This window comes from Deinococcus marmoris DSM 12784, assembly GCF_000701405.1.
Classification (GTDB): domain Bacteria; phylum Deinococcota; class Deinococci; order Deinococcales; family Deinococcaceae; genus Deinococcus; species Deinococcus marmoris.
The window spans coordinates 1-26,816 of sequence record NZ_JNIV01000027.1 but is presented as its reverse complement, the minus strand read 5'-3'; the positions used below and the strand labels follow the sequence as shown (position 1 = coordinate 26,816).

24 protein-coding genes are annotated in these 26,816 nt (G+C 66.6%); 9 read left to right on the top strand and 15 right to left on the bottom strand.

Translation table 11 applies throughout. The annotated features are described in order from the left end of the window. Positions 1-323 precede the first annotated feature (323 nt). The 3 genes from Q319_RS0108375 to Q319_RS25450 all read right to left on the bottom strand — a co-directional run bounded on the left by Q319_RS0108375 (position 324) and on the right by Q319_RS25450 (position 4,462). Positions 324-1,556 carry an MFS transporter gene (locus tag Q319_RS0108375; RefSeq protein ID WP_034414336.1) on the bottom strand — a complete coding sequence of 411 codons (1,233 nt, stop codon included), beginning with the start codon at positions 1,554-1,556 and terminating at the stop codon, positions 324-326. A 152-nt stretch (positions 1,557-1,708) separates the two neighbouring features. Continuing rightward, complete coding sequence (gene yidD / locus Q319_RS0108370; RefSeq protein WP_029481820.1) at positions 1,709-1,993, bottom strand: membrane protein insertion efficiency factor YidD; 285 nt, start codon at positions 1,991-1,993, stop codon at positions 1,709-1,711. Between the two features lie 354 nt (positions 1,994-2,347). After that, a complete protein-coding gene (locus Q319_RS25450; protein ID WP_029481818.1) occupies positions 2,348-4,462 on the bottom strand; it encodes an ATP-binding protein in 2,115 nt (704 codons plus the stop codon). A 343-nt stretch (positions 4,463-4,805) separates the two neighbouring features. Between Q319_RS25450 and Q319_RS0108360 the strand changes: the two genes are divergently transcribed. The 7 genes from Q319_RS0108360 to Q319_RS0108330 are packed head-to-tail and all read left to right on the top strand — an operon-like array spanning position 4,806 to position 11,492. Further along, positions 4,806-5,759, top strand: coding sequence for an ABC transporter substrate-binding protein (locus Q319_RS0108360; RefSeq protein ID WP_415813226.1), 954 nt, complete (start codon positions 4,806-4,808; stop codon positions 5,757-5,759). Continuing rightward, on the top strand, positions 5,756-6,700 hold the full coding sequence (locus tag Q319_RS0108355; RefSeq protein WP_029481814.1) for an ABC transporter substrate-binding protein: 945 nt from the start codon (positions 5,756-5,758) through the stop codon (positions 6,698-6,700). Before Q319_RS0108360 ends, Q319_RS0108355 begins: the two co-directional genes overlap by 4 nt. A 2-nt stretch (positions 6,701-6,702) precedes the next feature. Next, positions 6,703-7,650 carry a sucrase ferredoxin gene (locus Q319_RS0108350; RefSeq protein ID WP_029481812.1) on the top strand — a complete coding sequence of 316 codons (948 nt, stop codon included), beginning with the start codon at positions 6,703-6,705 and terminating at the stop codon, positions 7,648-7,650. A 44-nt stretch (positions 7,651-7,694) separates the two neighbouring features. After that, positions 7,695-8,669, top strand: a complete 975-nt coding sequence (locus Q319_RS0108345; RefSeq protein WP_156039237.1) for a FecCD family ABC transporter permease — start codon at positions 7,695-7,697, stop codon at positions 8,667-8,669. 55 nt (positions 8,670-8,724) lie between these two features. Then, on the top strand, positions 8,725-9,651 hold the full coding sequence (locus tag Q319_RS0108340; protein ID WP_029481809.1) for an ABC transporter substrate-binding protein: 927 nt from the start codon (positions 8,725-8,727) through the stop codon (positions 9,649-9,651). Positions 9,652-9,669: 18 nt separating this feature from the next. Next, entirely contained in the window at positions 9,670-10,689 is a 1,020-nt protein-coding gene (locus Q319_RS0108335) for a FecCD family ABC transporter permease (RefSeq protein ID WP_051655212.1), read from the top strand. Continuing rightward, positions 10,686-11,492 carry an ABC transporter ATP-binding protein gene (locus Q319_RS0108330; RefSeq protein WP_029481806.1) on the top strand — a complete coding sequence of 269 codons (807 nt, stop codon included), beginning with the start codon at positions 10,686-10,688 and terminating at the stop codon, positions 11,490-11,492. The genes Q319_RS0108335 and Q319_RS0108330 overlap by 4 nt, the downstream gene beginning before the upstream one ends. Before the next feature lie 198 nt (positions 11,493-11,690). Here Q319_RS0108330 and Q319_RS0108325 read toward each other — a convergent pair whose 3' ends face one another. From Q319_RS0108325 to Q319_RS0108310, 4 genes are all read right to left on the bottom strand, one after another. Continuing rightward, complete coding sequence (locus tag Q319_RS0108325) at positions 11,691-11,966, bottom strand: cold-shock protein (protein WP_029481805.1); 276 nt, start codon at positions 11,964-11,966, stop codon at positions 11,691-11,693. A gap of 118 nt (positions 11,967-12,084) precedes the next feature. Further along, positions 12,085-12,345, bottom strand: coding sequence for a DNA polymerase beta superfamily protein (locus Q319_RS28615; protein WP_029481804.1), 261 nt, complete (start codon positions 12,343-12,345; stop codon positions 12,085-12,087). A 37-nt stretch (positions 12,346-12,382) separates the two neighbouring features. Next, entirely contained in the window at positions 12,383-17,260 is a 4,878-nt protein-coding gene (locus Q319_RS25445; protein ID WP_051655211.1) for a DUF4132 domain-containing protein, read from the bottom strand. Between the two features lie 2 nt (positions 17,261-17,262). Beyond that, positions 17,263-17,667 carry a hypothetical protein gene (locus Q319_RS0108310; protein WP_245619054.1) on the bottom strand — a complete coding sequence of 135 codons (405 nt, stop codon included), beginning with the start codon at positions 17,665-17,667 and terminating at the stop codon, positions 17,263-17,265. Between the two features lie 122 nt (positions 17,668-17,789). Between Q319_RS0108310 and Q319_RS25440 the strand changes: the two genes are divergently transcribed. Continuing rightward, a complete protein-coding gene (locus Q319_RS25440; protein ID WP_081845948.1) occupies positions 17,790-18,272 on the top strand; it encodes a hypothetical protein in 483 nt (160 codons plus the stop codon). A gap of 91 nt (positions 18,273-18,363) precedes the next feature. Here the strand turns inward: Q319_RS25440 and Q319_RS0108300 are convergent, their stop codons facing one another. The 6 genes from Q319_RS0108300 to Q319_RS0108275 form a co-directional block, all read right to left on the bottom strand. Then, complete coding sequence (locus tag Q319_RS0108300) at positions 18,364-19,242, bottom strand: hypothetical protein (protein ID WP_029481797.1); 879 nt, start codon at positions 19,240-19,242, stop codon at positions 18,364-18,366. After that, positions 19,229-20,302, bottom strand: coding sequence for a flavin-containing monooxygenase (locus tag Q319_RS0108295; protein WP_029481795.1), 1,074 nt, complete (start codon positions 20,300-20,302; stop codon positions 19,229-19,231). The genes Q319_RS0108300 and Q319_RS0108295 overlap by 14 nt, the downstream gene beginning before the upstream one ends. Further along, the gene (locus tag Q319_RS0108290; RefSeq protein ID WP_162178630.1) at positions 20,299-21,822 is read right to left on the bottom strand and encodes a dihydrolipoyl dehydrogenase family protein; all 1,524 of its coding nucleotides are present in this window, start codon (positions 21,820-21,822) and stop codon (positions 20,299-20,301) included. The genes Q319_RS0108295 and Q319_RS0108290 overlap by 4 nt, the downstream gene beginning before the upstream one ends. A 343-nt stretch (positions 21,823-22,165) precedes the next feature. Next, the gene (locus Q319_RS0108285) at positions 22,166-22,471 is read right to left on the bottom strand and encodes an AzlD domain-containing protein (RefSeq protein WP_029481793.1); all 306 of its coding nucleotides are present in this window, start codon (positions 22,469-22,471) and stop codon (positions 22,166-22,168) included. Continuing rightward, a complete protein-coding gene (locus tag Q319_RS0108280; RefSeq protein WP_245619052.1) occupies positions 22,468-23,172 on the bottom strand; it encodes an AzlC family ABC transporter permease in 705 nt (234 codons plus the stop codon). Before Q319_RS0108280 ends, Q319_RS0108285 begins: the two co-directional genes overlap by 4 nt. Positions 23,173-23,570: 398 nt before the next feature. Beyond that, a complete protein-coding gene (locus tag Q319_RS0108275) occupies positions 23,571-23,849 on the bottom strand; it encodes a hypothetical protein (RefSeq protein ID WP_029481791.1) in 279 nt (92 codons plus the stop codon). 400 nt (positions 23,850-24,249) lie between these two features. Here Q319_RS0108275 and Q319_RS0108270 point away from each other — a divergent pair, with 400 nt between their 5' ends. Next, positions 24,250-24,747, top strand: a complete 498-nt coding sequence (locus Q319_RS0108270; RefSeq protein ID WP_029481790.1) for a helix-turn-helix domain-containing protein — start codon at positions 24,250-24,252, stop codon at positions 24,745-24,747. A gap of 181 nt (positions 24,748-24,928) precedes the next feature. On the opposite strand, the gene Q319_RS0108265 is transcribed toward Q319_RS0108270, so the two are convergent. Both Q319_RS0108265 and Q319_RS0108260 read right to left on the bottom strand, forming a co-directional pair. After that, the gene (locus tag Q319_RS0108265) at positions 24,929-25,237 is read right to left on the bottom strand and encodes a hypothetical protein (protein WP_029481788.1); all 309 of its coding nucleotides are present in this window, start codon (positions 25,235-25,237) and stop codon (positions 24,929-24,931) included. After that, on the bottom strand, positions 25,234-26,816 hold a 1,583-nt coding region (locus Q319_RS0108260), incomplete at its 5' end, for a PhoX family protein (RefSeq protein ID WP_029481787.1). The genes Q319_RS0108260 and Q319_RS0108265, both read right to left, overlap by 4 nt.

The following is a 26,816-nucleotide window of genomic DNA, read 5'->3' as shown; positions in this document are numbered from 1 at the left end:
CTCTGGAGGTCAGGATCTGTAGCACCTCCGTCCTCCTCGTTTATCCGGCCCACCCACTTGCCAGCAGGATGCTGGTTCTCGATACCGCCACGTCGCAGGGGGCGTGCATGTCGGCAGCGCGGCGCTGGCAAGTCATGATCAGCAGACCGGAAAGAGAGGCCGGAAGTCCGGCGCAGCAGGATCGGGATACGGTTCAGCCGGGACTAGATTTATGCAGTGGCGTCCAGGTTGGACCTCTCCCTTCCCCGATTGAGTTTCAGTGCGGCAGCCTGACTGTGCAGGTGATCAAGTGCCGCTCACGGTTCTGAATCCCCTGATCCGCGTCAGCCCCGGCCTCCGGCAATCTGAGCGGCCTCGGGCAGACGGGCCAGTCGGCGCATGGCCACTGCCCCGATCAGCGGCCCTATCCCCAGCACCGCGAAGGCGAGCGCCCACCCACTTCCGCTGACCAGCACAGGAACGAGCGCGATGCTCCCGGCGGTCAGGGTAAAACCCAGCGCCAACTGCATGGTCAGGGCCGTGCCCACATAGGCGGGGTCGGCAATTTCGCTCACGATGGTTGAAAACTGGGCAGAGTCGGCAATGATCCAGAACCCCCACAGCAGACTCAGCCCCAGCACCACGGCGGGAGGGGCGTTCAGCAGGGCAGCCAGGGCCAGGGCCAGGGCGCAGCCGCCGGACAGGAACATGGCCAGCGCCGTGAGGCGGGTCCGGCCCCAGCGGTCTCCCAGGACTCCGCCGACATAACAGCCCAGTGCCCCCACGCCGACCACGGCGAAGGTGGCGTAGGCTGCCCCCTGCGCCGGGTCAGGCAGGTTGCGCTCCGAGAGCAGCCGGGTAAAAAACACGGCGAACCAGGCCCACATGGCATACAACTCCCACATGTGTCCCAGATACCCCAGGGTGGTGAGGCCCAGAGCGCGCCCAGTCAGAATGCGCCAGGCCTCGGCGGGCTGCAACACCGCAGGCGGATACTGATGCGGCCCGTTCCTGACCTGCATGGCCATAAAACCGCCCAGCGCAGCGAGCAGGCTGGTGACAACGATCACGGCCTGCCAGTTTGCTCCGCCCAGGCCGTTGACCAGATGCGGCAGCGCGGCGGCCAGGGTCAGGGCACCCACCATGATGCCCAGCGCCACGCCGCGCCCCGTGCGAAACCAGGTGGACATGGCCTTGAGCGCCGGGGGATACACCAGCGCCAGGGCCGCTCCCGTCAGGGCGCGCAGGGCAATGGCCTGGCCCGGACCCTGTGCCAGCAACATGCCCAGATTGGCCGCGGCGGCCAGAAGTGCCCCGGCCACAATGAGATGCCGGGGAGAGACCCGGTCTGCGAGGTTCAGGACCGCGCTAAGAACCGCGCCCAGCACGAAGCCCAGTTGAACGGCCAGTGTCAGCCAAGCGGCGTCGCCCTCGCTCAGGGTCCAGACGGCGCGGAGCTGCGGAAGCACGGCGGCTGCCGAGAACCACGGTGCCATGGCAAGAACGACTGCGCCCGCCAGCCACGTGAGGGCGGTCCAGCGGTCCGGTGCGGCGTGGTGGGGAACGGCATTCGGCATGCCGCGCAGCATAGAGAACCCACAGCATGGGGAAGCTCTGGCACTGGCCGACAGGGGAGTGGACAAGCGGATAGGCCAGATCCTGTGGAATCGCTTTAGCCCAGGCTCCTTTAGACCCCCGATCAGACATGGAAATCTCCAGAGGTCAGGCGCTAGCCGCAGCGGAACGGAATGGGCAGCGGGCCACAGCAACACACGCCGCGCACGCGGGGGCCGCCCGTGACTTGCAGATGCCCGTAAGCCTGGCGGCAGGCGGCCAGACGGGCCGTGATGTTGGCAAGGCTCAGGCCCTCTGCCCGGATGGTCTGGGCGATGGTGGCAGAGCAGGACGCCCCGCCGTAAAAGGCCGCGTGGGCGCAGCGAAAGCCCTTGTGGGGCGAGAGCCAGCGCTGGTAGAGCGCAATGCCAGTCAGGGCGAGAGTGTCGAGAGCAACCATGCCCTGAGCTTAAATGGGCGGGGGCGGAAGCTAGTTGAAAGCGACGTGAAGGTATGCAGGGAAAGCCTGAAATGGCTGGACCCTGGCGGTGCGAATGGTCCTCTCCCACAGGTGGCCCGAGAAGCGAGGACATGAGAACCGCCCACCCCAAGTCGATTCACGCTGGGCAGTTCGTATTGTCTGGGACGTCAAGGACGAGTGGTGTCGCTGATCCCCACGCGCAAGCGCAGGAAAGCGCCGTCAGATTGCTGGGAACAGGTGACATTCTGCGGACTTCGGTTGAAAGGTGAGGACGTGGCCCAGTACAGGTGCCAATTCAGAGGCGACGGTTGGAGAACGAGATCAGCGCCCACTTCAGCCCTGGCCCGGTGCTTTGGGCAGGACGAACCCGAACGTGGCCCCCTGATCGGGCTGCCCCTCTGCCGTCATGTTTCCCCCGTGCCGGGTCACGATCCGCCGCGCGTTGGCCAGACTCACGGCGGCTCCCTCGAAGTCTTCCGCGCGGTGCAGGCGCTGGAACATGCTGAACAGCTTGTCACTGTACTGCGGGTTGAAGCCCACCCCGTTGTCGCGCACCAGCACGGCCCAACTGTGGCCCTGGTCCCTGGCCCAGACCTCGATCACCGCCGGGTCCCGGCCACGCGTGAACTTCACGGCATTGTCCACCAGCGCCGTGATCACCCGGCGCAGCAGCTCCGCGTCCCCCAGAACGGTGGGCAGCGTACGGATCTGCCAGTCGATCTGGCGCTGCGGCAGGTCCACGGCCACCTTCTGGCGGGCCTCGGTGAACAGGCGCTCCAGATTCACCGGCTCGGCCCGGAGCGCCTGACGCGAGGTGCGCGAGACGTCCAGCATGCCGTCGATGAGTCCGCTCAACGTGGTGGCGGCGTTGGAAATGATCCCGAAGTACCGCTCGGCTTTGGCCTCCAGCGGCGTGGGCAGCTCGCGGCGCAGCAGATCGCCAAAGCTGATGATGTGGCGCACCGGAGTCCGCAGATCATGCGAGACGCTGTACGTGAACGCTTCGAGTTCCTCGTTGGTGGCCTGCAACTGGTCGCGCTGGGCCAGCAGTTGCCGGGCGGTCTGGGTGCGCTCCAGGGCCAGCCCCAGGCTGCGGCCCACCGCCCGGAACACGGCCTGGTGATGCCCGGACCAGAACAGGGTGCCCTTGAAGCCCAGCACGAACATCGCCTGGGGACGGCCCCCGATGGACAGCGGGTAGATGGCAATGCTCTGGTAGACCGCAGTGCCGGGGGTGCGTTCGTGTCGGGGGTCCCAGCCGTCCACGAAGACGGGCTGACCCGTCTGCAAAGGCCCGGCAAAGGCGGGGGCGTCCACGGGCAGCCCCACCCGCAGGGCGTCCAGCAGGGCCGGATGTTCCTCCAGATCCCGGGTATGCACCCTGAGCTTCCATAGCCCGTCTTCCAGGGTGTAGTAGCCGTTGGTGCACCCCGGAAACAGCACGCCCAGAACTTCCATGGCCCGCTGGGCCAGGGCCAGCACGTTGGTCTCGCTGTCCGCCACCTCGGTGAAGGCCACGAACGCCTGGAGTTCGGCGGTGCGGTCCTGCACCTGCCGCTCCAGGTTGCCGGAAAGCCGGGCACGGTCCAGGGCCAGGGCGCACTGCCCGGCCAGCGTTGCCATGAAATGCTCCTCGTCCGGGGTGAAGTGGTGTGGTTCTTTGAAGTTCAACACGATCACGCCCAGCGGCTGTCCTCCCTCCACCACGGGCAGAACGGCTGTGGCGACGGCGGCCACTCCACCCGTCTGGGTTTCGAGGTCTGGGTAGGCGGCCACCAGTTCACCCCCGGCCTCGAAGAACAGCGGCGTGTTCAGACGCAACGCATCTGGACCGGGCCTGTGGCTGTCCAGGTCCCCATCCTGCCAGATGCTGGCGTCGTCATGACCGCTGCGGGCCACGACATGGAGCTGTGCGCCCTGAACCAGCAGCACGGCCCCGGAAACGGCGCTCAGCGCACCCAGCGCGCCGCGCAGGAGCAGATTGCTGACCTCCTGCTGGGTCCGGGCCGCCGCCAGATGTTCCGTCAAACCCTGCAAAGAGGCCATCAGGGCAGAGGCCGCTTCGCGCGTGGTCACGTCCGTCTGAAAGCCCAGGAAGTGCGTCACGGTCCCTGCCGGGTCATGAATGGGACTGATGGTGAGTTCATTGAAGAACAGCGTGCCGTCCGGGCGGTAGTTTCGCAGGATGACGGTGGCGCTGCGTCCTTCCTTGATGGCGTGCCGCAGCTCGTGCCTGGCCGCCTGGTCCTGATCTTGGCCCTGCAAGAAGCGGCAGTTGAGTCCGATGATCTGGACGGCGGGGTAGCCGCTCATGCGCTCGAAAGCTGGGTTGACGTAAAGAAGAGGCAGATCGGGTTGCCGGGCGTCAGCGATCACGACACTGTGGACACTCGCGTCGAGGGCCTGTCTCAGAAGTTGCAGGTCAGGCGGGGCGTAGGTGTCTGGCATGGTCCTCCCTGTGACTGCCCGGGTTGACCGTCATGCCCGAACTATACGGCCAGCACCTGTCTCTGAGACTGCAAATGAAGATTAGGTGTCTGGCGGTGCCTTACTACAGAGTCCGTCTCCCTGGTGCGGGAAGCCCCAAACTGCCACGCAGCGTATCCGGCGTACACCCCGGCACCGGCAGCCCGCACCCTTAACCGTCATCTAGCGTCTGGACCGTCTCTCTGCGGGCGTGGGGTCAGCGCCAGCAGCGTTCAGCTCTTGGTGGTGATCCAGACACGGACACTTGAAGATGATCACCTGTCCAAACTTGACTAAACTACTCGGATTAGTCTAGTTTGGCGACGTGAAACGAATCGCCCTTTTGCTGACCCTGATGCTGACGCCCGCTGCCGTGGCCCAATCCAACACCCTGACCCTCAAGCACGACGAGGGGACCACCACCGTCAAGAAAAACCCCATGCGCGTCGTGGTGATGGACGAGGAGGCGCTGGGCTGGATGTTCGCGCTGGGGCTGGGGGACCGCGTGGTGGGGCTGGCGAGCAGTTACCTGTCGCCCACCGACATCAGCGGCGGCAAGCTCAAGCCCAGTGTGTTGAAAGACGGCTTCTACGCGCGGGGCAAGCTGAACAATCCCAGCTTCGTGGGCAGTTGGACCGCTCCCAACCTGGAAACCATTCTGTCTCTCAAGCCTGACCTGATCGTGCGCCTGACCTGGGACGGCAACCAGAATTACGACAAACTGGGCAAGATCGCCCCCACCGTGGGCTATCAGGAAGGCGGCGAGGGCTTCTGGCAAAAGGGGCTGCGCGATCTGGCCCGCGTGTTCGGCAAGCAGGTGCAGGCCGAGCAGATCATCAAGCAGGCAGCGGACGTGAGCCGCACTGACGCCCGTAAATTGCAGGCGGCGGGCGTGTTCAGGAAGTACGACAAGGTGGTGGTGCTGGCCCCCTTCAGCGGCGGCAATACCTGGGCCTACAGCAGCGTGCGCCTGATCGACGATCTGCGTGCCCTGGGTTTCAAGGACGGCCTGAAGATCGGCAGCGCCACGCTGGGCATCGGGGCGCAGATCAGCGACGAGGCGCTGCTGGGCATTGATAAGAAGACCCTGGTGGTGCTGTTTCCCCCCGGCGGGCAGTACAACGGCGCGGACGCCTTCTTAAAGACCCCGGTGGGTCAGCGCCTCAAGGATCAGAGCGTGCTGTACACCCCCGAAGCCTTCAGCCCGTATTCTGGTCCGCTCACCTCCATCCGCAACAGCAACGAGGTCACGCGCCTGATTCTGGAGAAGGTCAAGTGAAGCGGGGTGTAGCACTCGGCGCGGTTCTGCTGGCGGGCCTGGGTCTGTCTGCATCCGCCCAGACGGCGCAGACCTGCAAAGGGCAGACCATCACGCATTCGCTGGGACAGACCTGCGTGGTGGGCGTCCCCAAACGCGTGGTGGTGCTGGAGTGGGCCTACGCCGAGGACGTCCTGGCGCTGGGCGTGCAGCCCGTGGGCATGGCCGACATCAAGGGGTATGGCGAGTGGGTCAGGATTCCGGTCAGCCTGTCGGCCAGCGTGCAGGACGTCGGCACCCGTCAGCAGCCCAGCCTGGAGAAAATCCGCGCCCTCAAGCCGGACCTGATCATCACCGCCAAGCTGCGGGCGGCCCAGAATTACGCGCAACTCTCGGCTATCGCGCCCACGCTGGTCTTTGACAGTTACGGCGGCGAGTCCCAGTACGGCGAGATGCGGGCCACCTTCAGCCGGATCGGCGCGGTGCTGGGGCGCAGCGGCACGGCCCGGCAGGTGCTGAGCAACCTGGACGCCCGCCTGGACCGCGTGAAACGTGACCTGAAGGCGGCGGGACGCGGCGGCGAGGGCGTCGTGTTCGCGCAGGCGTACACCGGGGGCGGGGGAACGCCCACCATGCGGCTCTTTACCAGAAACAGCATGGTCAGTCAGGTGCTGGAGCGGCTGGGTCTGGTCAATGCCTGGCCGGCCCCGGCCCAGCCCTACGGCTTTTCCGAGGTCAGCCTGGAAGCCCTGGCCGGGCTGAACACCAGAAACTTCCTGTATGTGACCCAGCGGGAGGACGCCGTGTTCGCCGCACCCAGCATCAGGCCGCTGTGGCAGGGGCTGCCCTTCGTGAAAGCAAACCGGGCCTACGCGCTGGATGAACGCACCTGGACGTTCGGTGGTCCCCTGAGTACGCTGACGCTGGCAAACGGCATCAGCGCAAAGCTGCTGGGACGCTGAGGGTGACTGTCCAGACCCGCGCCCCGCGTCTGAGCCTCTGCTCTGACGCTTCCCGCGCCGCTGGGGAAGACCCGATTGGCACCGCCCCGCACTGGCAGGAGGTCACGGTGCTGGAACTGGACGTTCCCATGTGGGCGCGCTTGCGCGACGTGGCAAGTTGGACCCCGCAGCAAAGCGGCGTCTTTGAGCGGATGCGCGGCAAGGTGGAAGCGGCGGGCGCGGGCTTCGGCCTGCTGATGAGCGCCCCGGCGCAGGCGGGTCGGCCCTTGCGGGTGCGGCATTATCAGCACGGCAAGGGCGGCTTCGTGCGTCAGGATTACCAGTCGGAGCTGCCCCAGTCCGAATGGGCGCGGGGACTGACCGACACGCTGCTGGAGCCGGAGAACCTGAGTGGGTGGCAGGCGGTGGACAGTCCTGCCTCCGGCCCGGATTTCCACGTTTGTACGCACGGCACGGTGGACGCGGCGTGTGGGCGCTACGGCGTCCCCGTTCACACGGCGTTACAATCCGCTGGCCTGCGGGCGTGGCGTACCGGGCATTTTGGTGGACACCGTTTCGCGGCGACTGCTGTGGACCTGCCCAGCGGCTTCCTGTGGGCGCACCTGACCCCCGAACTGGCCGTGCGGGTGGCCCGCCGCGAGGTTCATCCCGCCGAGGTGGCCGGACATCTGCGCGGTTTTGCCGGACTGCCCCCGCTGGCGCAACTGCTGGACCGCCAACTGCTGGTCCGTCACGGCTGGGACTGGTTGCTGGCGCGGCGCTGGGCCGAGGTGGAGGGCGAGAACGTCACCCTGCATTTTGAACTCGGCGGCATGAAAGGCACCGCCCGCGCTGAAGTCTCGCCCGCTCCTGCCCTCAGGCTGCCCGGCTCCAGCCACAAGCCTGATCTGGGCGACGTGAGGCAGTGGCAACTGGGCAGGGTCACGCTAGAGACCCAGGTCACGGCTTGACCACGCACGCCATCCAGAAAGCCGCGCCACGCCTGTCCGGGCGGGTGCTGGTGTTCGGGGGCGCGGCGTCCTTGCTGGTGCTGGCACTGCTCGCATCGTTGGCACTGGGGGCCAGCGAGATTTCTCTGGCACGGGTGGCGGGGTTGCTGTTTGCCCCCGACGACAGCACCGATAGCCTGGTGGTCCACGCGCTGCGGCTGCCGCGCACGCTGGTGGCGGGGCTGGCCGGGGCGGCGCTGGCGGTGTCGGGCCTGCTGCTTCAGGGAGTGACCCGCAACCCGCTGGCCGATCCGGGGATTCTGGGGGTGGAGGCGGGTGGCGCGTTCGCCATTCTGGTGATGGTGGTGTTCTTTCCCACCGCGCCCAGCGTGCTGTTCGTGCCTGCCGCCTTTGTGGGCGGGGCGCTGGCGGCAGCGGCGGCCTACGGCGCGGCCAGAAGCGCGGGCCTCACACCGCTGCGGCTGGCGCTGGCCGGAGTGGCGGTGGCTTACCTGCTGGGCGCGGCCACCCGCGCAGTGCAGATTCTGTTTGAAACCCGTGCCCAGGGCGCATTGTTCGCACTGTCCGGTTCGGTGGCGGGGCGCACCTGGGAGCAACTGTGGCAGGTTGCGCCGTGGCTGGGGCTGGGCCTTGTTCTGGCGCTGCTGTTCTCGGGCCGCGTCAACGTGTTGGCGCTGGGGGAGGACATCGCCAGCAGCCTGGGCACCCGCACGGCCCGCGACAGCGCCCTGATCACCGGACTGGGCGTGTTGCTCGCCGCCGGTTCGGTCAGCGTGGTGGGGCCGATTGGTTTCGTGGGACTGATCATCCCGCACGCCGCCCGCGCCCTGATGGGGGCCGATCACCGCCTGAGCCTGCCGCTGGCTGCCCTGCTGGGCGCAGCCTTCCTGATCCTGGCCGATATCGCTGCCCGCCTGGTAGACCGCCCCGCCGAAACCCCGGTGGGCATTCTGGTGGCCGCCGTCGGAGCGCCCTTTTTCGTGCTGCTGGCGCGGCGTATTGGGCGGGGAAAGGGATGACCCGACTCCCGCTCCTCCCGCTCCTCCCCGTTTCTACATCACTCCGAGGTTCCCCATGAAATCAAAACTCCTTGCCCTGTCCACCCTGGCCCTCCTTTCCTCCACTCTGGCCCTGACCGTCAGGCATGAGCGCGGTACGCTGGAGTTGACTGCTCCAGTCAAACGCGTGGTGGCGCTGGAATACTCGTTCATCGACACGCTCCTGGCGCTGGGCGTCATCCCGGTGGGCGGCAGCCTGGGAATGCAGGGCGGGGACCGGGGAGCGCCTCCGTATCTCCGCGCCATGACAACGAAAATCCCTGCCACGGGCAGCCGCGCCCAGCCCAGTCTGGAAGCCATTGCTGCCCTGCGCCCACAACTGATCGTGTCCGACGCCTTCGTGCAGGGCGAGATTTACCCCCAACTGGCGAAACTGGCCCCCACCGCCGCCTTCCAGAGTCGGCGCGGCAGCCTGGAGGACCTGAACGCGCAGACGCTGGCCGTCGGGCAACTGGTGGGCCGTGAAGCCGCCGCAAAGCAACTTCTGGCTGATCAGCAGGGGCTGATTCGTAAAGCGAAGACCTTTGCGAAGAAGAATGCGCCTGCCTTCGTGGCCGCAGTGGCGACGCCAAAATCATTCACCGTGCATAGCAACGACAGCTTCGTGGGCAGTTTTCTGGAAGCGCTGGGCCGCAGGAACGCCCTGAGTCCGAAAGGGGATCAGACCCAGTACGAGATCTCGCTGGAAGGGCTGGTGGCCCTGAACCCGCAGACGCTGGTGCTGTTCACCGCGCTGGATGAACGGCCCATCACCGAGGAATGGAAGAAAAGCCCGCTATGGCAGAAGCTGAGCGCCGTGCAGCGTGGGCGCGTGTACGTGTTTGACCGCGACAACTGGACGCGCGGACGCGGCCCGATTGCCCTGAAACTGATGGTGGCCCAGGCGATTGAAAGCCGCCTGATCTCCGACACCGTGCCGCCCGCCGCCTTCCGTGACAATTGATGTTGTGGCAGTGACCGCATGACCGTTCAAATTTCCACTCCGCGTTATACCGACGCCCGCGCTTTGGCAGTGGCTGGGGTGCTGGTTGCCCTGACCGCTGTGCTGGCCGTGCTGGCGCTGGGCCTGGGCGCGGTGGCGACTCCGGCGGCCCAGGTCTGGGCAACCCTCTGGGGCGGCGGTAATGACCTGACCCGCCAACTGGTCCTGGACCTGCGATTGCCGCACGTGGGCGTTTCCATGCTGTGCGGCGCGATGTTTGCCGCATCCGGGGCCATGATGCAGGGTGTCATCCGCAACCCGCTGGCCTCGCCGGACATCATCGGGGTGGGGGCTGGCGCGGGTCTGGCGGCCACCGTGTTTCTGCTGGCCTGGCCCGCCGCGCCCCCCGGTGGTCTGCCCTGGGCCGCTCTGGCCGGGGCGTGGGGCGGCTTTGGTCTGGTGCTGCTGCTTTCGCAGGAGTGGCGTGGTGTGGGCGGTCTGCATCCGGTACGGCTGGCGCTGGTGGGCGTGGCGGTGGCGGCGGCGCTGGGCGCGGTGCAGCAACTGGTTCTGGTTCGCGCACCCGACGGCCTGGGCGCGGCCCTGACCTTTCTGACGGGCACGGTCTATGGCGCGGATTCGATACGGCTGTGGCGGGTGCTGCCCTGGGCGCTGGTGCTGCTGCCCGCCGCACTGCTGCTGTCACGCACGCTGGACGTGCTGAATCTGGGGGAGGATCTGGCGACGGGCCTGGGCACGCGGGTCAACCCAGCCCGGTTGCTGTCTCTGGGCGTGGGCGTGGCGCTGGCCGGGGCCGCCGTGACCGGGGCGGGGATTCTGGGCTTCGTGGGCTTGCTGGCCCCGCATCTAGCCCGCCTGCTGGTGGGCGCGAAGCACGGGCGGATGCTGCCCGTTTCCATGCTGCTGGGCGCGTTACTGGTCCTGGCCGCCGACACCCTGGGCCGCGCCCTGGTGCCGCCGCTGGAGGTTCCCGCAGGCATCTTTACCACGCTGGTGGGCGCGCCGTATTTCCTTTACCTGCTTAGAAGGAGCGCATGACCCGTCCTGAAATCCCCAGCTCTCCGCTCTCCACCCATGACCTGAAACTGGCCTACGGCGCGTCCGTGATCGTGCCGGGGCTGAACCTGAGCCTCAAGGGTGAGCAGGTCACCAGCATCATCGGCCCCAACGGCTGCGGCAAAAGCACGTTGCTGCGGGCGCTGGCACGGCTGCGGCCTGTCTCGGGGGGCAGTGTGGAGCTGTACGGTCAGGCGCTGCACGCCCTCCCCAGCAAGGAAGTGGCGCGGCGGCTGGCAATCCTGCCGCAAGGACCAGTCGCGCCCGAAGGACTGTCGGTGGAGGAACTGGTCTGGTTTGGCCGCCACCCGCACCAGGGCCGCTTTCCCGTGCGCCGCCCCGAGGACCGTGAGGCCGTGGCGTGGGCGCTGGCCCAGACGGGCATGACGGTCTTCGGCAGCCGCCCGCTGGAGGCGCTGTCGGGCGGGCAGCGGCAACGCGCGTGGATTGCCATGAGCTTGGCCCAGCAGACCGAGATTCTGCTGCTGGACGAACCCACCACCTACCTGGACCTGTCCCACCAGTTGGAAGTGCTGCAACTCGCCCAGCGCCTCAACCGTGAGCAGGGCAAGACGGTGGTGATGGTGCTGCACGAGCTGAATCAGGCCGTGCGCTACAGCGACGAGATTATCGCCATGCGGGCGGGAGAGGTCTACGCCCAGGGCCGCCCGGAAGATGTGCTGACGCTGGAGCTGCTGGCCGAGGTCTTCGGCCTCAAGGCGCACATCCTGAGTGACCCGGACACGGGGAGGCCCTACATCATTCCTTACGCGCTGACACGCTGAAGTCGGCTGTCCATTGCGGTGGGGCGTGCTGCGCGCAATGCCCCCAGGGAACACCTTCAGCACCCCTCAACCGGATTCCGTGCCGGGCGTCGCGTCCTGGTGGAGGAAGTGCAGCGTCACGGCACACCAGAAAAGCGGACGCCCGAGAGCGCCCGCCAGAGAAAGAAAAGTTGACATCCTGATCAGGTGATCAGGCGTTTACCAGCGGTTTCCGCCACCACGGTTGCCGCCGCCCATGCTGCCGCCACCCATCGGGGCGGGCGCAGCCTTGGTCACGACAACGTTCTTTGCCTGTGGGCCTTTGCTGCCCTGGCCAGCTTCGACTTCGAATTCCACTTCGTCGCCTTCGTTGAGCTTGCGGAAACCGCTGCTCTGAATGGCGCTGTAGTGTACGAACACATCGGGGTTACCCGCGTGCTCGAGGAAACCATAGCCTTTCTCACCGTTAAACCACTTTACTCGTCCTTGAGCCATAAATCTCCTTGCATCTCCAAGTCCGCCGCCCGGTAGGCCGCCCTCTGGGCTGCAACCGTGAAATGGCGCGGGGCTTGAGACGACTCTAGTATCGCACGTTCTGGCCTCTCGGGTTGGTTTATGAACGGGATCCGGCACAACGGATGAATGTCCTGCTCGTCGCTCCATCCAATCCGTTCGCACTCCAAGAGCCAGTATGTTTAAAAAACTCCCCCTGTTTCAGGGCCAGCAACTCTGCGTGCGCGGGGGTGGTCTGGACCACATACGGCGAGAGCAGTTGCTCCAGCACGTAACCATTGCGGGTCAGCAGCAGGCGGGCAAATTTGTGCGCGTCGTGCGTGACCAGATCGAGTTCCACCGCGCCGTCGTCGACGAGCACTGTACCCGAGGAGGAGACAGCCCAGTTCCGGCCAGCTTTAACGCAACTGTTCCAGAATCGTCGGGTCCTGAATCTTCCTGTCCTCGGCCAGTAGCAGTACCTTGCTGATCACCTCCGCCGTTTTGGGGTCGGGATCGGCAAACGGCAGGAACAGGCGGCCCGCGTGCTGGTTGTGGACCGGGATCACGCACAGGAAGCCGCCGGGCATTCGGTGGACGGTGCCGCTGCCCAGGTGGACGGTGTAGTTGGCGTACTGTCCGGCAATGAAAGCGTGGCTGTGTTCCAGCCGCACGTTGCCCAGTTTGAGCAGCCGCAGGGTTTCACGCAGCAGGTCCGTGCGCATGTCCACGGTACTCAGGCTGGCCTCGGGATCGACGCCGCCGACGTGGGCAACGCCCACCACCAGGTCCAGATCACGGAGGGTCTCGCTCAGGACGCGGGGCGGCACCTCGGTCAGCGGGACCAGCCGCGCCCGGCCCAGCTCGTCGGTCTCGTCCTGGCGCACGAAATAGACGGCGTTCAGGGCCGCGCCCTCCACCTCGTTGGGGGTGCCGTAGCCCACGCTGGTGTCCACCCAAACGTTCAGGCCCTCGTGGTGGAAGGTCTTGCGGACGCCCTCCTCGGGCACGGTGACCCAGCCGCGCGCCTTGAACAGCGCGGCGGCCTTGCCCGGCTGGACGTGGTGGCCCGCATACCGCTGGCTGCGAACCGCGCCGCCCCCCTCGGCGGCGGTCAGCGGGTAATACTCGCGGAACGCCTGTTTGAACGGCTGGGTCAGGCCGCCTTCCATGATCTGCTGCTGAAAGGCGGGCCACTGGCCACTCAGGTACAGGTCATGCGGGTGTGCCAGCCGCAAAGATTGCTCGCCGATGTCCTGCGTGCCAGACGGCGTTTTGAGCTGCCCGTCTTGCCACCACCCCACCGTGGATGCGTCCAGCACCCACAGCAGTCCCCCCAGCATCGGTGCGATCACTGGATGGCGGCCCAGATCGTTCAGTTCCTGCGGCGTGAAGAAGTCGCCGCGTACCATCGCCTCTTCCAGCGCGGCGCGCATGCGCCCACGGGTGGCCTTGAGTTCGGTCACGGCGGCGCGCAGGGCGATCACTTCGGGGTGTTTCTTGAGGGCGGGCGGCAGCGTCTTGAGAGGTTTCTCGCCGCGCCGCAGGGTCAGGCTGGCCTCGCCCTGCGGGGTCATTTCGATGCCCAGGGTCACGCCGCCCTCGGTCACCGTGGCCTGCCAGTCGGGGGCCATACGGGCTTCCATCGCCCAGGTCAGGCGCTGCGGATCGCTGTATCCGGCGCTGCGGGCCAGGTTCTGCATGCCGATGTCTGCGGCCAGACGCTCGCTAGCCTGCCGCTGCGCCCCGAACTGTCTGGCCCCCCGGCGAAAATCGCTCAGGACGCGGTAGCGGCCTTCCAGTTCTTTTGCCAGCTTCGCTCTGGCACGGCTCAGAGGCAGCAGCCCCAGCGCCCGCACGGCGTCCTGGTTGCGTTTGTCGGCAATACGTGCGCGCAGATCGCTTTCTTCCAGCTCGCCCAGGATGGCGCGGGCAAACAGTTCGGCGCGTTTGTGGCCGCCGCTGCTGCTGGCGTATTTGGCCGCGTCCAGCAGCGCCGCGAAGCGTTCCTTGCCCAGCGCTTTATTCATCTGCCTGAACCAGGCCACGTCCACCGCGCCCTCGGTCAGATCGCCCGCGCTCAGGGGGGTGCGCTCAGCAATCTCGGCCTCCCAGGAATCGCGGATGTCCTGCGGTACGCTCCAGTTGCTTTCCTTGGTGTGGGCGTGCAGCCAGTACACGCCGCTGCGCAGCCCCTTCCAGCCCAGCGTGGCCGCCACCAGATCGGCCCACTGCGGCGCGAACATCGCCAGGTCCAGCAACCGGGCGTCGGCCAGCTTGAAGTCCTGCACCTGTGCGGCGAACGTGGCGGGCGTGTCCCCAGGTGCGGGAAACGACACCCGGACCAGATGGCTGAAGGTCACGTCGCGGCTCTCGTTGCGGCCCTGATAGCCGCGCTTCAGCGGGTTCTTGCCCAGCCCGGCCAGCAGGCGCAGGGGCAACGCCGCGCCCAACGCGCTTTGCAGGGCCAGGGCAGGCTGCGTGGCGGGCGTTTCCAGATCGCCGCGCGTGACCTCCACCTCCAGCACGCGGGCACGCACCTCATCCACCGCCGCCAGCCACTCAGGCGTGGTGGGCAGGTTGTCGCGCAACTTGCGACGGGTGTACTCCTTCAAATCATCAAAATCGTTGCCGGAGTGGTAGCCCTCCCGTTCAGGGCGCGGGCCGATCAATTGATCCAGCAAATCCGTCCGCCCGGCCCAGCCGCGCTCGTGGGCCAGCAGCAGCAGCCGGGTGTCGGGCCGCCAGCGCGGCAGGTCCGGGAAGGCTGAATTCTGATAGAGGCTGATCTGCCAGTACCGCTGAAGCGTCTGCTCTGGCTGGCTGTAGACAGGCACCCTGGCGGCCAGCGGCGAAAGCAGGCTGCGGGGGTCCTCGGACCGCCAGGTATATTCCGGGTGCTTGAGCATCCGTGTGTCGCGTGGAAGGTAGGTCAGGGCCGTCTCCCAGGCATCCAGGGCCAGGGTGGTGTCCAGCTCGTCGCGGAACCTGCTTACCAGATAGGTATGGACGGCCCGCAGGAGATCGGCATGTTCCAACCACAGCGCCGCCAGCGGCCCCAGCGTGCGGTGGAGGGTCTGACGCAGCACCTGCTGTCTAGCCTCGTTGAATTCAAGCGTGGCCTGGACCTCCTGCTCGTCCTCATCGCCCTCGTCATCCTCATCGTTCCCGGCCAGCTCCGTCTCAAGTTCTGCTGTCGTGGTGTCCTTGCGGGCCACGTAATGCCCCAGGGTCCAGCCCATGCGGGTCAGGTCGCCGTCCTTCGCGTCTACGCGGCCCGCCCACCAGCCGTCCCAAAGTTCGGCCAGGGGCATGACACCGTCACTGTTGAGGCGCAGCATCCAGCCCGACAGGTTGCCCAGCAGGATCGTCTGCTCACCGTCGTAGCCCACGCCCAGCAGCGGCAACTCGCGGTTGGCGGCGATCAGGGCGTCCAGACTTTGCAGCAGGTCTGCGCCGCGCTGAACGTCCTGCGGGTAATCTCGCTCATGAATTTCCAGCGGCCCAAATGGGGTCCGCTCTGCCGGATCAAACAGCCCCAGACCGTCGTCCAGCGACATCTGCGCCCCTGGCTCGGTCAGGCGGGCGTACAGGGTCTGCTCACTGACGTTTTTTGGCGCAAAGTCGGCGGGCGGCGCGGCCCCCACCTCCTGAAGCAGTTGTAGCCCCGCCTGACGCTGATCGGTGTTGGTGGTCTTCAGCAGCTCCAGGGCACTCGTCTCGGCCAGCGCGGCGTCGCGGGCCAGCAGGCGGATCAGGCCCCGGCGCAGGTCCGCGCTCTTGCGCTTGAGGAGGGTCTGGATGACGCCAACCTCCTCTGGATTGGGGGTCAGGTGCGCCATCACCTCCACCGTGGCCTGCGACACGCCGCTGTTGCGGTCTTGCAGCAGGGTCAGCAGCATGTCACGGGTAGGCGTGTCGATGGGCTGCACGTTTTCCTTGTGGCGCTGCTCGATCTTTCTGAGGACAGACACCTTGCCGTCGCCGCTCATCTGTCCCAGATAAGGGACCAGCCGTGAGATATGGGCCTCGCCCAGCACGGCGATCAGCGAGTCCATCGCCTCCACACGCGCGGGCAACTGCCCCAGCCAGGGAAACAGCAGGGGCTGATGACCGACCTCGGTTGGCAGGCGCTGGGCATAGGACAGGTAGTCCTCAAAGGTCAGTCCAGAACTTTGATCCAGGTGCGTCCAACGGCTGACCATTCCCCCGGCCAGGGCGGCCAGACGGGAGTCTGGGTCACCGATCAGGGCCGCTTGCTCGGCCTGGGCGAGTCGTCCGGCAGCCAGCAGGAACTGGGCGGCGGCCATGCGGCGCTCAGCGTCGGCGTCATGCAGGAGGGGGCGCGCCAGTTCGGTAGCCCCGGAAGTGTCGCGCATCGCCAGGATGTACAGCGCCAGGTAAGCGTCCACCCCGGAACCGTTCTGCACGGCGGTGCGGGCTGCGCCGCTGTCTTCCAGAAAGGCCAGCGCCCGCGTCAGCAGGCCGCGCACCACCCTGAGATCGCTGACGTCGTAGTTCAGGCCGAACCACACGCAGGCCGCCCGCAGGACAGCGGCGAAGCGCAGCAGGTCCTCTTGCAGGATCAGGCGCAGCATCCGTGCAAACGGCTCTGGCCCGGCCTCGTCCACGGTTTCCAGAATCACCTGCCGCAGCCCTTCCTGACGCTGGGCGGCCAGCAGCAGGCCCTCGGCCAGTGCCCAGGCTTCAGGATCGGTGCTGGACAGCAGCGCCAGCGGCACATGGCGGCCCATGCGCGCCACCGGATGCCCGGTGGACGCCGTGTCGCGCAGGATCTGAAAGACTGCCGCGTCGCCGTCGCTGAGGGCCTGCCCAAGCAGGAGACCCAGGCTGTGTGAATTCCAGGCGTCGAGCAGCCCAGCATGGACCGCGAACCATTCCATGTTCTGCGGATAGTCGCGGGTGGCCTGCCACGCCACCATCAACCACGAGGCGGCCCGCACCGCCTGAACGCGCTCCCCCGGCGCACGGAAGGCGCGGCGGGCGTAACTTTCCGGGTATGGATGGCGGGTCAGCAGGGCGTTGATGGTGCGCTGGGCAGTGTCCGCTGACTGGGGAAAGAGCAGGGCGGCCAGTTCGCGCTGATGGGCCTCGGAACTGCCGTGCAAAAAGTCGGCCAGCGTCACCTCGCGCCCCTCACGCTCGCGGTAGTCGCGGGGTTCCTTGAGCAGTGGGCGGACGAGTGCGGCGAGTTCGGGAGATGCGCCGCTCAGGCGCTCCTCCAGCGGGGCTTTCCAGGGCTGCTGGAACGTGCGCAGATAGTCCTGAACATCCATCCTCAGCCCCCGGCCAGCGCGGTCAGGCGCAGAAGCAGCAGCGTGCTGTCGGCGTGCAGGACAAGTGGCTGATCCAGATTCTCGATCTGCTCGTCGTCCACAAACACGTAATACAGACCGTCGCCGAAGGCGGTGAGTGCTGTCCGGGTGGCGTCCTCCGGGGTGACGGTGCCGCTGCGTTCCTGGGGGGCAACACTGATCCGGCCCGCCGCCGCGCCGTCGCTCAGGTCCCGCTCGGTCAGCACACGGAGCAGGCCCACGCTCTCCTGCCGCTGGTGGTAGGCGGTCACTTCCTGATGCACCAGATGACCCAGCAGGCTGCGTAGGGTCTGGGGGCCGTCTGGCAGTGGTGTGGGGCGGCGTTCAAAGGGGGTGCGGCGGCCAACGATCTTGGTCTCGACAATCATAGAAAAACCTCGCCAGGGATAGGGGAATTTGGATGGTGCTAAACTTCACCTTCAAGTGTAGCGGCTGAAACTGGTTATGTAAATAGCATAATTTGACGTGAAATTACTGGGAGGCGGAAATCATGAAAGTGACAGTCAGTGGTCAGGGGGATATGCCGGGTCTGAACGACGAGACCGCCGTGATCGTCGCCCTTGACCCTGGCAGCCACCTGAGCGACGGGTCTCGGCGTCTGGCAGAACACAACGGCCCCCGGCTGAATCTGCAACTGCATGACGTCTGGTTCGACTCGGAGCGGCACCTCCTTCCCAGCGGTGAACACCTTCAGGTCATCGAGGCTTTTCTGGACACGCACCAGCCCGCCCACCTGCATGTCTCCTGTCTGGCCGGGGTGAGCCGCAGCGCCGCGCTCGCGCTTTTTGCCCTGGCACGGACGCACCCGGACCTCAGCGACCATGAACTGGTGGGGCGGCTGCTCACGGCCCGCCCGCAGTGCTTTCCCAATCCTCTGATCGTGGGTCTGGTGGACCAGCGGCTGCGGCGCAGTCTCACGGGCGCACTTCAGGACGCCTTCGCGGACGGTGGGATACCGTGGCCCCCGGCCTGAAGGTGGCGCGCCCTCAACTGGACGCGCAGCGGGGCAGGGGAGAGGCATAGGGAGGAGGAGAAAGGCGATTTCTAGACGTGGAGCGTGAAGATCAGAGGCCCAGAGTCCTGAGCCGCTCGCGTACCTGATTCAGATCGAGGGTCTGCCAGTACGTCTGCGGGGTCAGGCGAGCGGCGGCCTTCAGGACACTGCCGGCCTCTGCTTTCAGGGCCTGGGCGCGGCGCGGCTGAGACCCGGCGAGCAGCAGCAGGTCATCGGCGTACCTGAGGCGGTAGAACACCTCGTCCGGCTCAAGTTCAATGGCGCGGAGGTGGTGGTCACGCATCTTCTGCTCGCTGGCACCGACGGCGCGCGCGACCAGGGAACCCAGTGCCAGCGCCTGCGCGTGCCACCCGCCCAGGCCCATCCATCCGCGCGCCTGCGCCGGATCGAGGGCCACGGCCCGCTCGTACAGCGCGCGGATCTCGCGGCCCACCTGCGTGGCCCTGATGATCCCGGTGCCCGGCAACTGCAACGCCAGCGCGTTCGCCAGTTCCACGTGCGCCTCGGCGTTGCGGGCGTCGGCGGCCAGGGCTGCCCGCGCCGCCCTTTCGGAGCGCGCATACAGGGACCGCTTCTGCGCCTCGGTGGAGGCGAAGACCGCCTGACCGACATGGGTTCGGGCCAGCAGCGCCAGGGACGGGGCGTCGCGGCGACCCGTCAGCAGCGTGACGCCCACGTCCGGCTGACCGCGCAGCAGCGCCGCCTGAGCATCGTCGAAAGGGGTGGCCAGCGCTGGACCACAGCCCAGCAGGGCGGTCAGCAGCAGCGGTCTGATATGGACACCGACTGAAGGGTGCTGGAAACACCTGGAAATCCGGGCGGAGGCGAGATGGAGAAAAACGGGTTCCGGGCGTGGAGTGTCAAGGCCGGTGCTGTCCCGATTGCCACGCGAAACAGACGGAATCTGTCTGAGGTCAGTGGGGCGCATGGGTTCCCTCCAGGTGACGGGCCAGGTGACGCACCACGGCTTTCGCGTCCGGGCCAGCGGCGCGCACCGTCCCGGACGCCACGGTGCGCTGACCGGGCAGGCCCACGAAGTACAGGCCGGGAAGGGCCGTGCTGATCCCGAGCCGCTGACAGGGTTCCCCGTCCGCGCTGATGGCCCCTGCTGGCAGGTCCGGGCCGTTCCAGCCGTAGCCAGTTGCGAAGATCACGGTATCGACGGCCTCCACCGTGTCGTCCGCCCAACGCACGCCGTCACGGGTCAGGGCCGTGAACATGGGCCGGACATCTGGATTTCCGTGACCCAGAGCGGCGCGCAGACCCGGTACCGCGATGACCGGTTGCGCGTCTGGCACCCGTCCGAAAGCACCCAGGGGCAGGCGCTCCACGCCGGACCACGTCAGCCAGTCCGTGAGATCATGGCCCAGTGGCCGCTGCGGGAAAAGCCTCAGCGGGTGGCGGGCCGCGAGTGTCACCCGCGCTACCCGGCCCAGTTCTGCGGCGATCTGTGCGCCGGAATTGCCGGCCCCGACGACCACGATCCGCTCTCCCGCGAAAGGCTCCGGGTGCCGGTACGCCGAGGAGTGCATCACCCTGACGGCGCTGCTTTCGGCCCCCGGCAGGGTTGGCTGCCGGGGCCGCCGGAAGGTGCCGGTGGCCGCCACCACCGTCCGGGCTGACCACGTCCGGCCATCCCGTGCAGTGACCCCAAAGCCGCCCGCCTGGGGCTGCACACTGGTGACGTCTGAATCCCGCTCAATCGGCAGGTCAAAGTGTGCGGCGTAGGCGCGCAGGTAGGCGGCCATGGCGTCCCTGGACGGATAATGGCTGGGTGGGCCGGGAAACGGCAGGCCCGGGAGGCTGGAGTGCCGCGCAGGCGTGAACAGCTTCAGGCTGCTGTAGTACGCGGGCCACGCCCCGGACGGACTGGGTCCGGCTTCCAGAACGCTGAATCTCAGCCCCCGGCGTGCCAGCCAGTAGGCCGCCGCGAGGCCCGCCGAGCCGGCACCGATCACCAGCGCGTCAAGCGGCGCGTCGCCGGTCATGCGGCGGGACCGGCCCGGCCTGGCCGCGCACGCCCGAAATGCTGACCCTCGGTAAACAGGCCCAGGTACGTCTGCCGGGTAGCCTCAGAAAAGGTGGGATAGGAGACGGGCAGCAGCGCTGTCCGCAGGGGATGAACGCCCAGGCGCGGCGACAGGCTCAGGCCCTGGATCAGTTCGCCGGCGCGGCTGCCCACGGCCTGCGCGCCCACCACCCGCAGGCCCAGTGGCGTACCCAGTACGCCCCGCACGGCCACCAGTTTCACGAATCCCTTCTCGCCCTCGGTCACGGCCCGGTCAAGGTGCGTGAAATCGTAATCCACCACCACGACGCGCTCACCGTACTGCTCCACCGCCTGCGCCTCGGTCTGGCCCCAGTGGGCGATCTCGGGGTCGGTGTAGGTCACCCAGGGAATCTGTTCCACCCGGCCTGCCGGAGCGCGCAAACGGGCGGCGGCGCGGCCCCACCACGCCACCGAACCCAGTCCCGCCAGGAGGCCGCGCTCCGTCGCGCCGTGCGTGAACATCGGCCCGCCCACCACGTCCCCCGCGCCCCACAGGTAAGGGCAGGTGACGGACTGCATGGAGGGCCGGACCTTCAGCCCGTGGCCGTCAAAAGCCGCGCCGATCACGTCCAGCCCCAGGCCATTCACGCGGGGCCGCTTGCCCACTGCCACCAGCAGGTGCGTGCCTTCCACCACCTCGCCGCCTTTGAGGTGCAGCCGCAGCCCGTCCGGCGTGACCTCGGCCCGGACGGCCTGCGCGTCCAGATGTACCGTGATTCCCTCCTCTTGCAGGATGTCCAGCAAAGCCTGCGACGCCTCGGGTTCGTCCCGCGAGATCAGGCGGGTCCCCGAATCCACGGTCGTCACCCGACTGCCCAGCCGCGCAAAGGCCTGCGACAGCTCGCAGCCGATGGGGCCGCCCCCCAGCACGATCAGGTGGGCGGGGCGCTCCGGCACGTCAAAAATAGTCTCGTGCGTCAGGAAGGGCACGTCCCGCAGACCCTCGATGTCGGGGATGACCGCCTCGGAGCCGGTTGCCAGCACAAACTCCCCCGCCATGACGGTGCGTTTCCCCTGTGCGTGCGTGACCTCCAGCACATGCGGCGACACGAACGCCGCCTCGCCCGCGATGACGGTAACGCCGCTCTGCGCGATGGCCTGGGGGGAGTCCACGGTCTGGAAGTGGTCTATGACCCGCCTCACCTCCGCCCGGATGACGGCCCAGTCCGGCTGACCCGTGACGTCCAGGCCCAGGGTGGCCGCGCCGTGGGCGGTATGCACCCGCTTTGCCAGCGACAGCAGCGCCTTGGAGGGCACGCAGCCGGTGAACAGGCATTCCCCGCCGGTCCTGTCGCGTTCCACCAGGATCACGCGGCGGCCCAGCGAGGCGGCCAGACCGGCAGCCGTGAGGCCCGCAGAACCGGCCCCGATCACCACCACGTCGGCCTTGAGTGGGGTGGTGCCGAGGTCGGTTGGGTGTGCCCAGGCGTGGGCTGGGGGAGTGGGGTTATGGGTCATCATCTTTTCTTGCCTCCATCATCATTGACCGCGCGTGTGGACGTGGACAGGTCTGCCAGGACGAGGAGCGCGGCCATGAATCCATACACCCATCTGGGTAAAGCGGCAGGAGGCATCGGTCTCCTCCAGATCCCACCGTAGGGGCACGGGAGCGAGTGGTGTGTGGCCTGCACGACATGTGGCGGGCTGCCGTTCATCATTCCCAACGTCCGTGGCACCATGTCTGGCACACACCAGAGATACGTCTGTGAGCGGCTGGTCCCGCTGGACAGTCCGGCTGCACAGTCCCGCTGCACAGTCCCGCTGCACAACAGCTCCGCCCATCAGGAACGGCACAGTCGGGTCAGCCCAGGACCACGAGCAGACCCAGACCGACGATCAGCGTCAACAGCAGATTGCGGGTTTTCCAGGCCACGGCGGCGGCCAGCAGACCCGCCGCCAGCCGTGGGCTGAAAGGATCGAAGACGCCATTTTCCCGGGAATACAGCAATTCCGGCGCGATCAGGGCCGCCAGCACCGCCGCAGGCACCAGTCCCAAAGACAGCGTGAGGCTCTCTGGCAGTTTGCGGTCGCGCAGCAGCACCAGAAATGACGCGCGCAGCAGGACGCTGCCGAGGCCGACGCCGACGATCAGGAGCCAGATGTTCATGGCTGCCGCCCCTTCCAGCGCTGGACCAGCAGGCCCGCAGCAATGCCGCACACCGCCCCGAGAATCAGATTCAGGCGGAACGGCAGGCTGTGGGCGGCCACCGCGACCACAGCGGAGATGCCTGCCGCCAGCATCTGCGGTCTGCTTCTCAGCACCGGAACGAGCAGCGCGATGAAACTCAGCGGCACGGCAAATTCCAGGGGCCAACTGGCGGGAATCTTCGCGCCGAGCAGCGCGCCGACAGCCGTTCCGATCTGCCAGGTGAGCCACATCAGCGCGGTGGCTCCCGTGTAGTACGCCACCGGATCTGGCTCTGTGGCGGGCCGCCCCATCGTTACCGCGTAGCTCTGATCGGTCAGGCTGTAGGCGAGGAGCCAGCGCCGCGCTAGCGGGACACCGTCAAAAAGGGGCAGCATTGAGGCCGAGTACATGGCGAAGCGCAGGTTCACGATCAGGGTGGCCAGCACGATCAGCAGGACAGGCGTCTGGCCGAACATCTGTGAGGCGACCAGTTGCGCCGATCCCGCGTAGCCGATCAGGGAAAAGGCCATGGACTCCAGGGGCGTGAATCCAGCCTGCACCGCCGCGATTCCCGCAACCATACCGAAGGGCATGACGCCCGGAACCAGCGGCAAGAAGGCGCGCAGGCCCTTCCAGAAGGAACTGGCCCCACCTGGCGAGGGCATGGAGGGATCGGTCATGCCCGCAGAATGCCGCATCCGACGGGTGTGCGCGGACACGCCCTCAGCTTTCCCGTCGCCGTACCACGCTGCAAAGCAGTGACGGTGTTCAGGCCAGTGAACGAGTCAGGCGTGCAGGTAGGTTCTGATCGCGGCGTGCCCCGCAGATTCTGGCGTCTCGCCGAAGACGATACGGGGCAGCGCCGCAATATCTGGACAGGACGCCGATGTCTGGACAGCACCCAGAGGAATTCTTCATGTGTGGGACGAACGTCATGCTTCTGTGACAGGGGGCGGGCTAACTTACCGTCAACAGCAGGACCTGCCCGCGTGTAGGCAGGAATACCGCCCCACAATGTGTGGGGCTTTTTCTTTGGTCTGAAACGGTACCGGTGATGTGTTGCCCATACGGACCCCCATCAGGCCGCAGGTGAGACGACAACCGTTCTCGCTTTCTTTTCCAGCTCCCGCGCCCGCCACAGGCCCATCTCGGCCAGATTGTTCGCGGACACCTCATCATTCGTGGCTTCGACGAACTCGCTCCAATCCGTCATCTGACCGCCGAACTTCAGGCCATAGCGGACCTCGACGCCGAGCCTGGGTTCAAACGTTGAGACGGGGGCAAGGTTTCTGCGCTCCCTGATGATTTCTATCTCGTAGTTCAGATAGGTGAACTTGCGGACTGGAACTTTTCCCATAGGCTCAGGCTATTCAGCATCTGATTCCAGACATGTCACAACCCGCCCCGCTGAGCATCCGCTCAAGCTCCACTGAAGGGATGATGAAGGCAGCGTCCGGCAAGTGGGCCGTGCGTGACCCGGAGTGAATTTACCGCTTTCCACTGCACTTTCCCAGCAGCCATCGAAACAGCCGTTCTGCCTGGAGGATTCATCGGTCTGGCAGGCTGGTCACTGAACTGGGATGCTCAGCCTTTCCAGCATCCGGTCAGCGAATGGGGTTCGGCGCGGTGATCTGTGCCAACGCGTATGTGAAACCGTCGAGTGCGCGCTGTGGGGGGCGTTCTGCTGATTCACGGCCTACACTGCCATGTCCGACAACGTCGAAGATTAATTCCGATTAAGTCGCTTACAATAGGTCATGAAATCAGCTCTTTTTGCCCAGCCGCTGCAACACTCCGCCGCCGATTTCTGGCAACTCTTCGAGACTTCTGACTGCGCGGTCGAGCAGCGGAGAGCGCAGTTCTTCGCGCTTCTGGCCGAAGGCCGCTCCCTGGCCGAAATCCTGGCGTTGACCCGCTACAGCCGGGTGACGTCCTATGCCCTCGTCACCCGGTATCACGCCCTGGGACTGGAGAGCCTCGCGGACGGACGCCATAGCAATGCGGGTGCGCCCACGGTCCTGACCCCCAGCGAACAGCAGCGCCTCGCCCGGCATCTGCACGAGGATTTTGAGCCGGGCGTCGTTCCGGCGGGGAAAGACCTTCAGCAGTGGATTCAGACGGAGTTCGGGAAGAAGGTGTACCTGGGACGCACTTATGAATTCATGCGTGCGGCGGGGGTTTCACCGCAAAAATCCCGTCCTCGGCAAGTGAGAGGCGACGAGGTTGCCCAGGAGCCCTTCAAAACGAAGTCCTAGCGGAGCAACGCCGCCTCAATGCATCGCGCAGACCTGTTCAGGAGCGCAGTCTTTCCCAGCCCGGCCTGTATTTCTCTGTCGTTCTGTGCCCGCCTAATTTCTGTGCCCATCTGACTCTGCCCGCCTGCTGACTGTGCCCGCCTGACTGTGCCAGCGGACTCCAGCGCCAGCCGGGCTTGCGTTATAGACGCGGAGGCAACCAGTCCCACTCGCGCAAATAGATCTCAAATTCTTTCAGGAGGGCGCGTGCCCCAGCCCGCTCACTCTCGGGGCAGGTGTCTAGCCACGCTTCCAGCCGGGCGTCTGGAAACTCAGTGCCCAGGGCAGGATCGCCCAGGCTCTCGCCCAGCGCCTCCAGCCGCGCCTCACAGCGGGCCTTGCGCCACGGCTGCTGGCGGGTCAGTTCATTGACGAAATCCTCGGCGGCGTCCGAAAAGCGGGCGGGGCGGCCCACGATCCACGGCGCACTGGAACGCGGCCAGAGGGTCATGCCGTCCATCCTGGGAAGCCCTCGATGGCCACCAGGGTGGGGCGCGGCGTCTTGCTGCCCGCTGCCGCCGCGAAGTTGCTGGTCAGCCTGTCCAGGCTCTCGCTGTCCTCGCCGGGGTGCTGTACCGACAGGAACAGCGTCTTGCCGTCCGGCGAGAACACCGGGCCAGTCATTTCGGCATCTATCGGGCCGACGGCAAAACGGTACGCCTTGCCCGCATTCGGCCCCTCGGTGGGAAAGAAGAACATGGCGTTGTTGCCGTGGTATTCCTTGATCGGGTTGGTGCCCAGGTCGCTGTTGTCCGTGACCATCCACAGGTTGCCGTAAGGATCGAACACCAGGTTGTCTGGGCTGGCAAAGCCGCTTTGTGGGCCGCCGTAGGCGAACACTTCCCACAGGAATTTCTCGGCGGTGAAGTCGCCCTTGTCCTCGCGGAATTTGATGATGTGGCCGAAGTAGTTGCCGTGCTTGCTGTTGTTGGTCAGCGCGGCATATACCTCGCCGGTGCGCGGGTGGATTTCAATGTCTTCCGGGCGGTCTACTGGCGTGCCGCCCACGGCCAGGGCGCTGGCGCGGGCGTCGGCCAGCACCTCGGCCTGACTGGCAAAGACAGGCTTGCCCGCGCTGTCCCTGGCCTCCTGCAACTTCTTGTTCCTGTCGTAGTCCAGCAGCACCCAGGTGCCATTGCCGAAATTGGCGACATACAGATCACCGTCGGCCATCAGGTCACGGTTGGCGGCGCGGTTGGCCGGGTTGTACCTGCCCCGGCTGACAAACTTGTAGATGCACGCGTCCTGCATGTCGTCGCCCATGTACGCCACCACCCGGCCATCCCCGGCCACCTTGACGGCGGCGTTCTCGTGGCGGAAGCGGCCCATCGCAGTACGCTTTTTGGGCATCCAGGCCGCGTCGAAGGGATCAATCTCGGTGACCCAGCCCTGGTGCATGGCCTCGTAGCCGCTGTCCGGCCAGGCTTTGGCGTAGCCGTCCACGTTTTCCTCGCAGGTCAGCAGCGTGCCCCACGGCGTCTGGCCGCCGGAGCAGTTGCCCACCGTCCCGCTGACCACGGTGGCCCCCTTGACGGGCGCAGTGCCGCGCACCGGCCCGGTCAGCTCAATCCTGGTCATGGCATCAATCCGTCGGTTGCGGGCGTCCGGCACCACTTTCCAGGTCTGGCCCTGCTTGCTGACCCGCACCACGCTGACGCCCACCGATTCCATTTCTTTCCTGATCTGGGCGGGGGTGCGCTCCGTGGTGTTGCCACCCACGAACAGGGGATTGACGTATTCGTGGTTGATGGTCAGCAGAGCGTCGGTGGCGCTCTGACCGCCCTCAAGCAGATCAGCCGGAAAGTAGCCGATGAAGTCGTGGTTAAAGCCTATCTCGCGGCCATCTGCCGTGAACGTCTCGCCCCAGGGGGCCAGCACCTGAAAGCGGTAGCCGGCTGGCAGGGTGATCGTGTCGGCGCGGGTGGGTTCGATGGGGCGGAAGGGAACCACCGTCTGCGGCCTGAGCCTGGTGGGATCGGCGTTGACGGGCGCGCCGTTGTTGGCCGCCGCCTGCGCGCCGCTGAACGTGA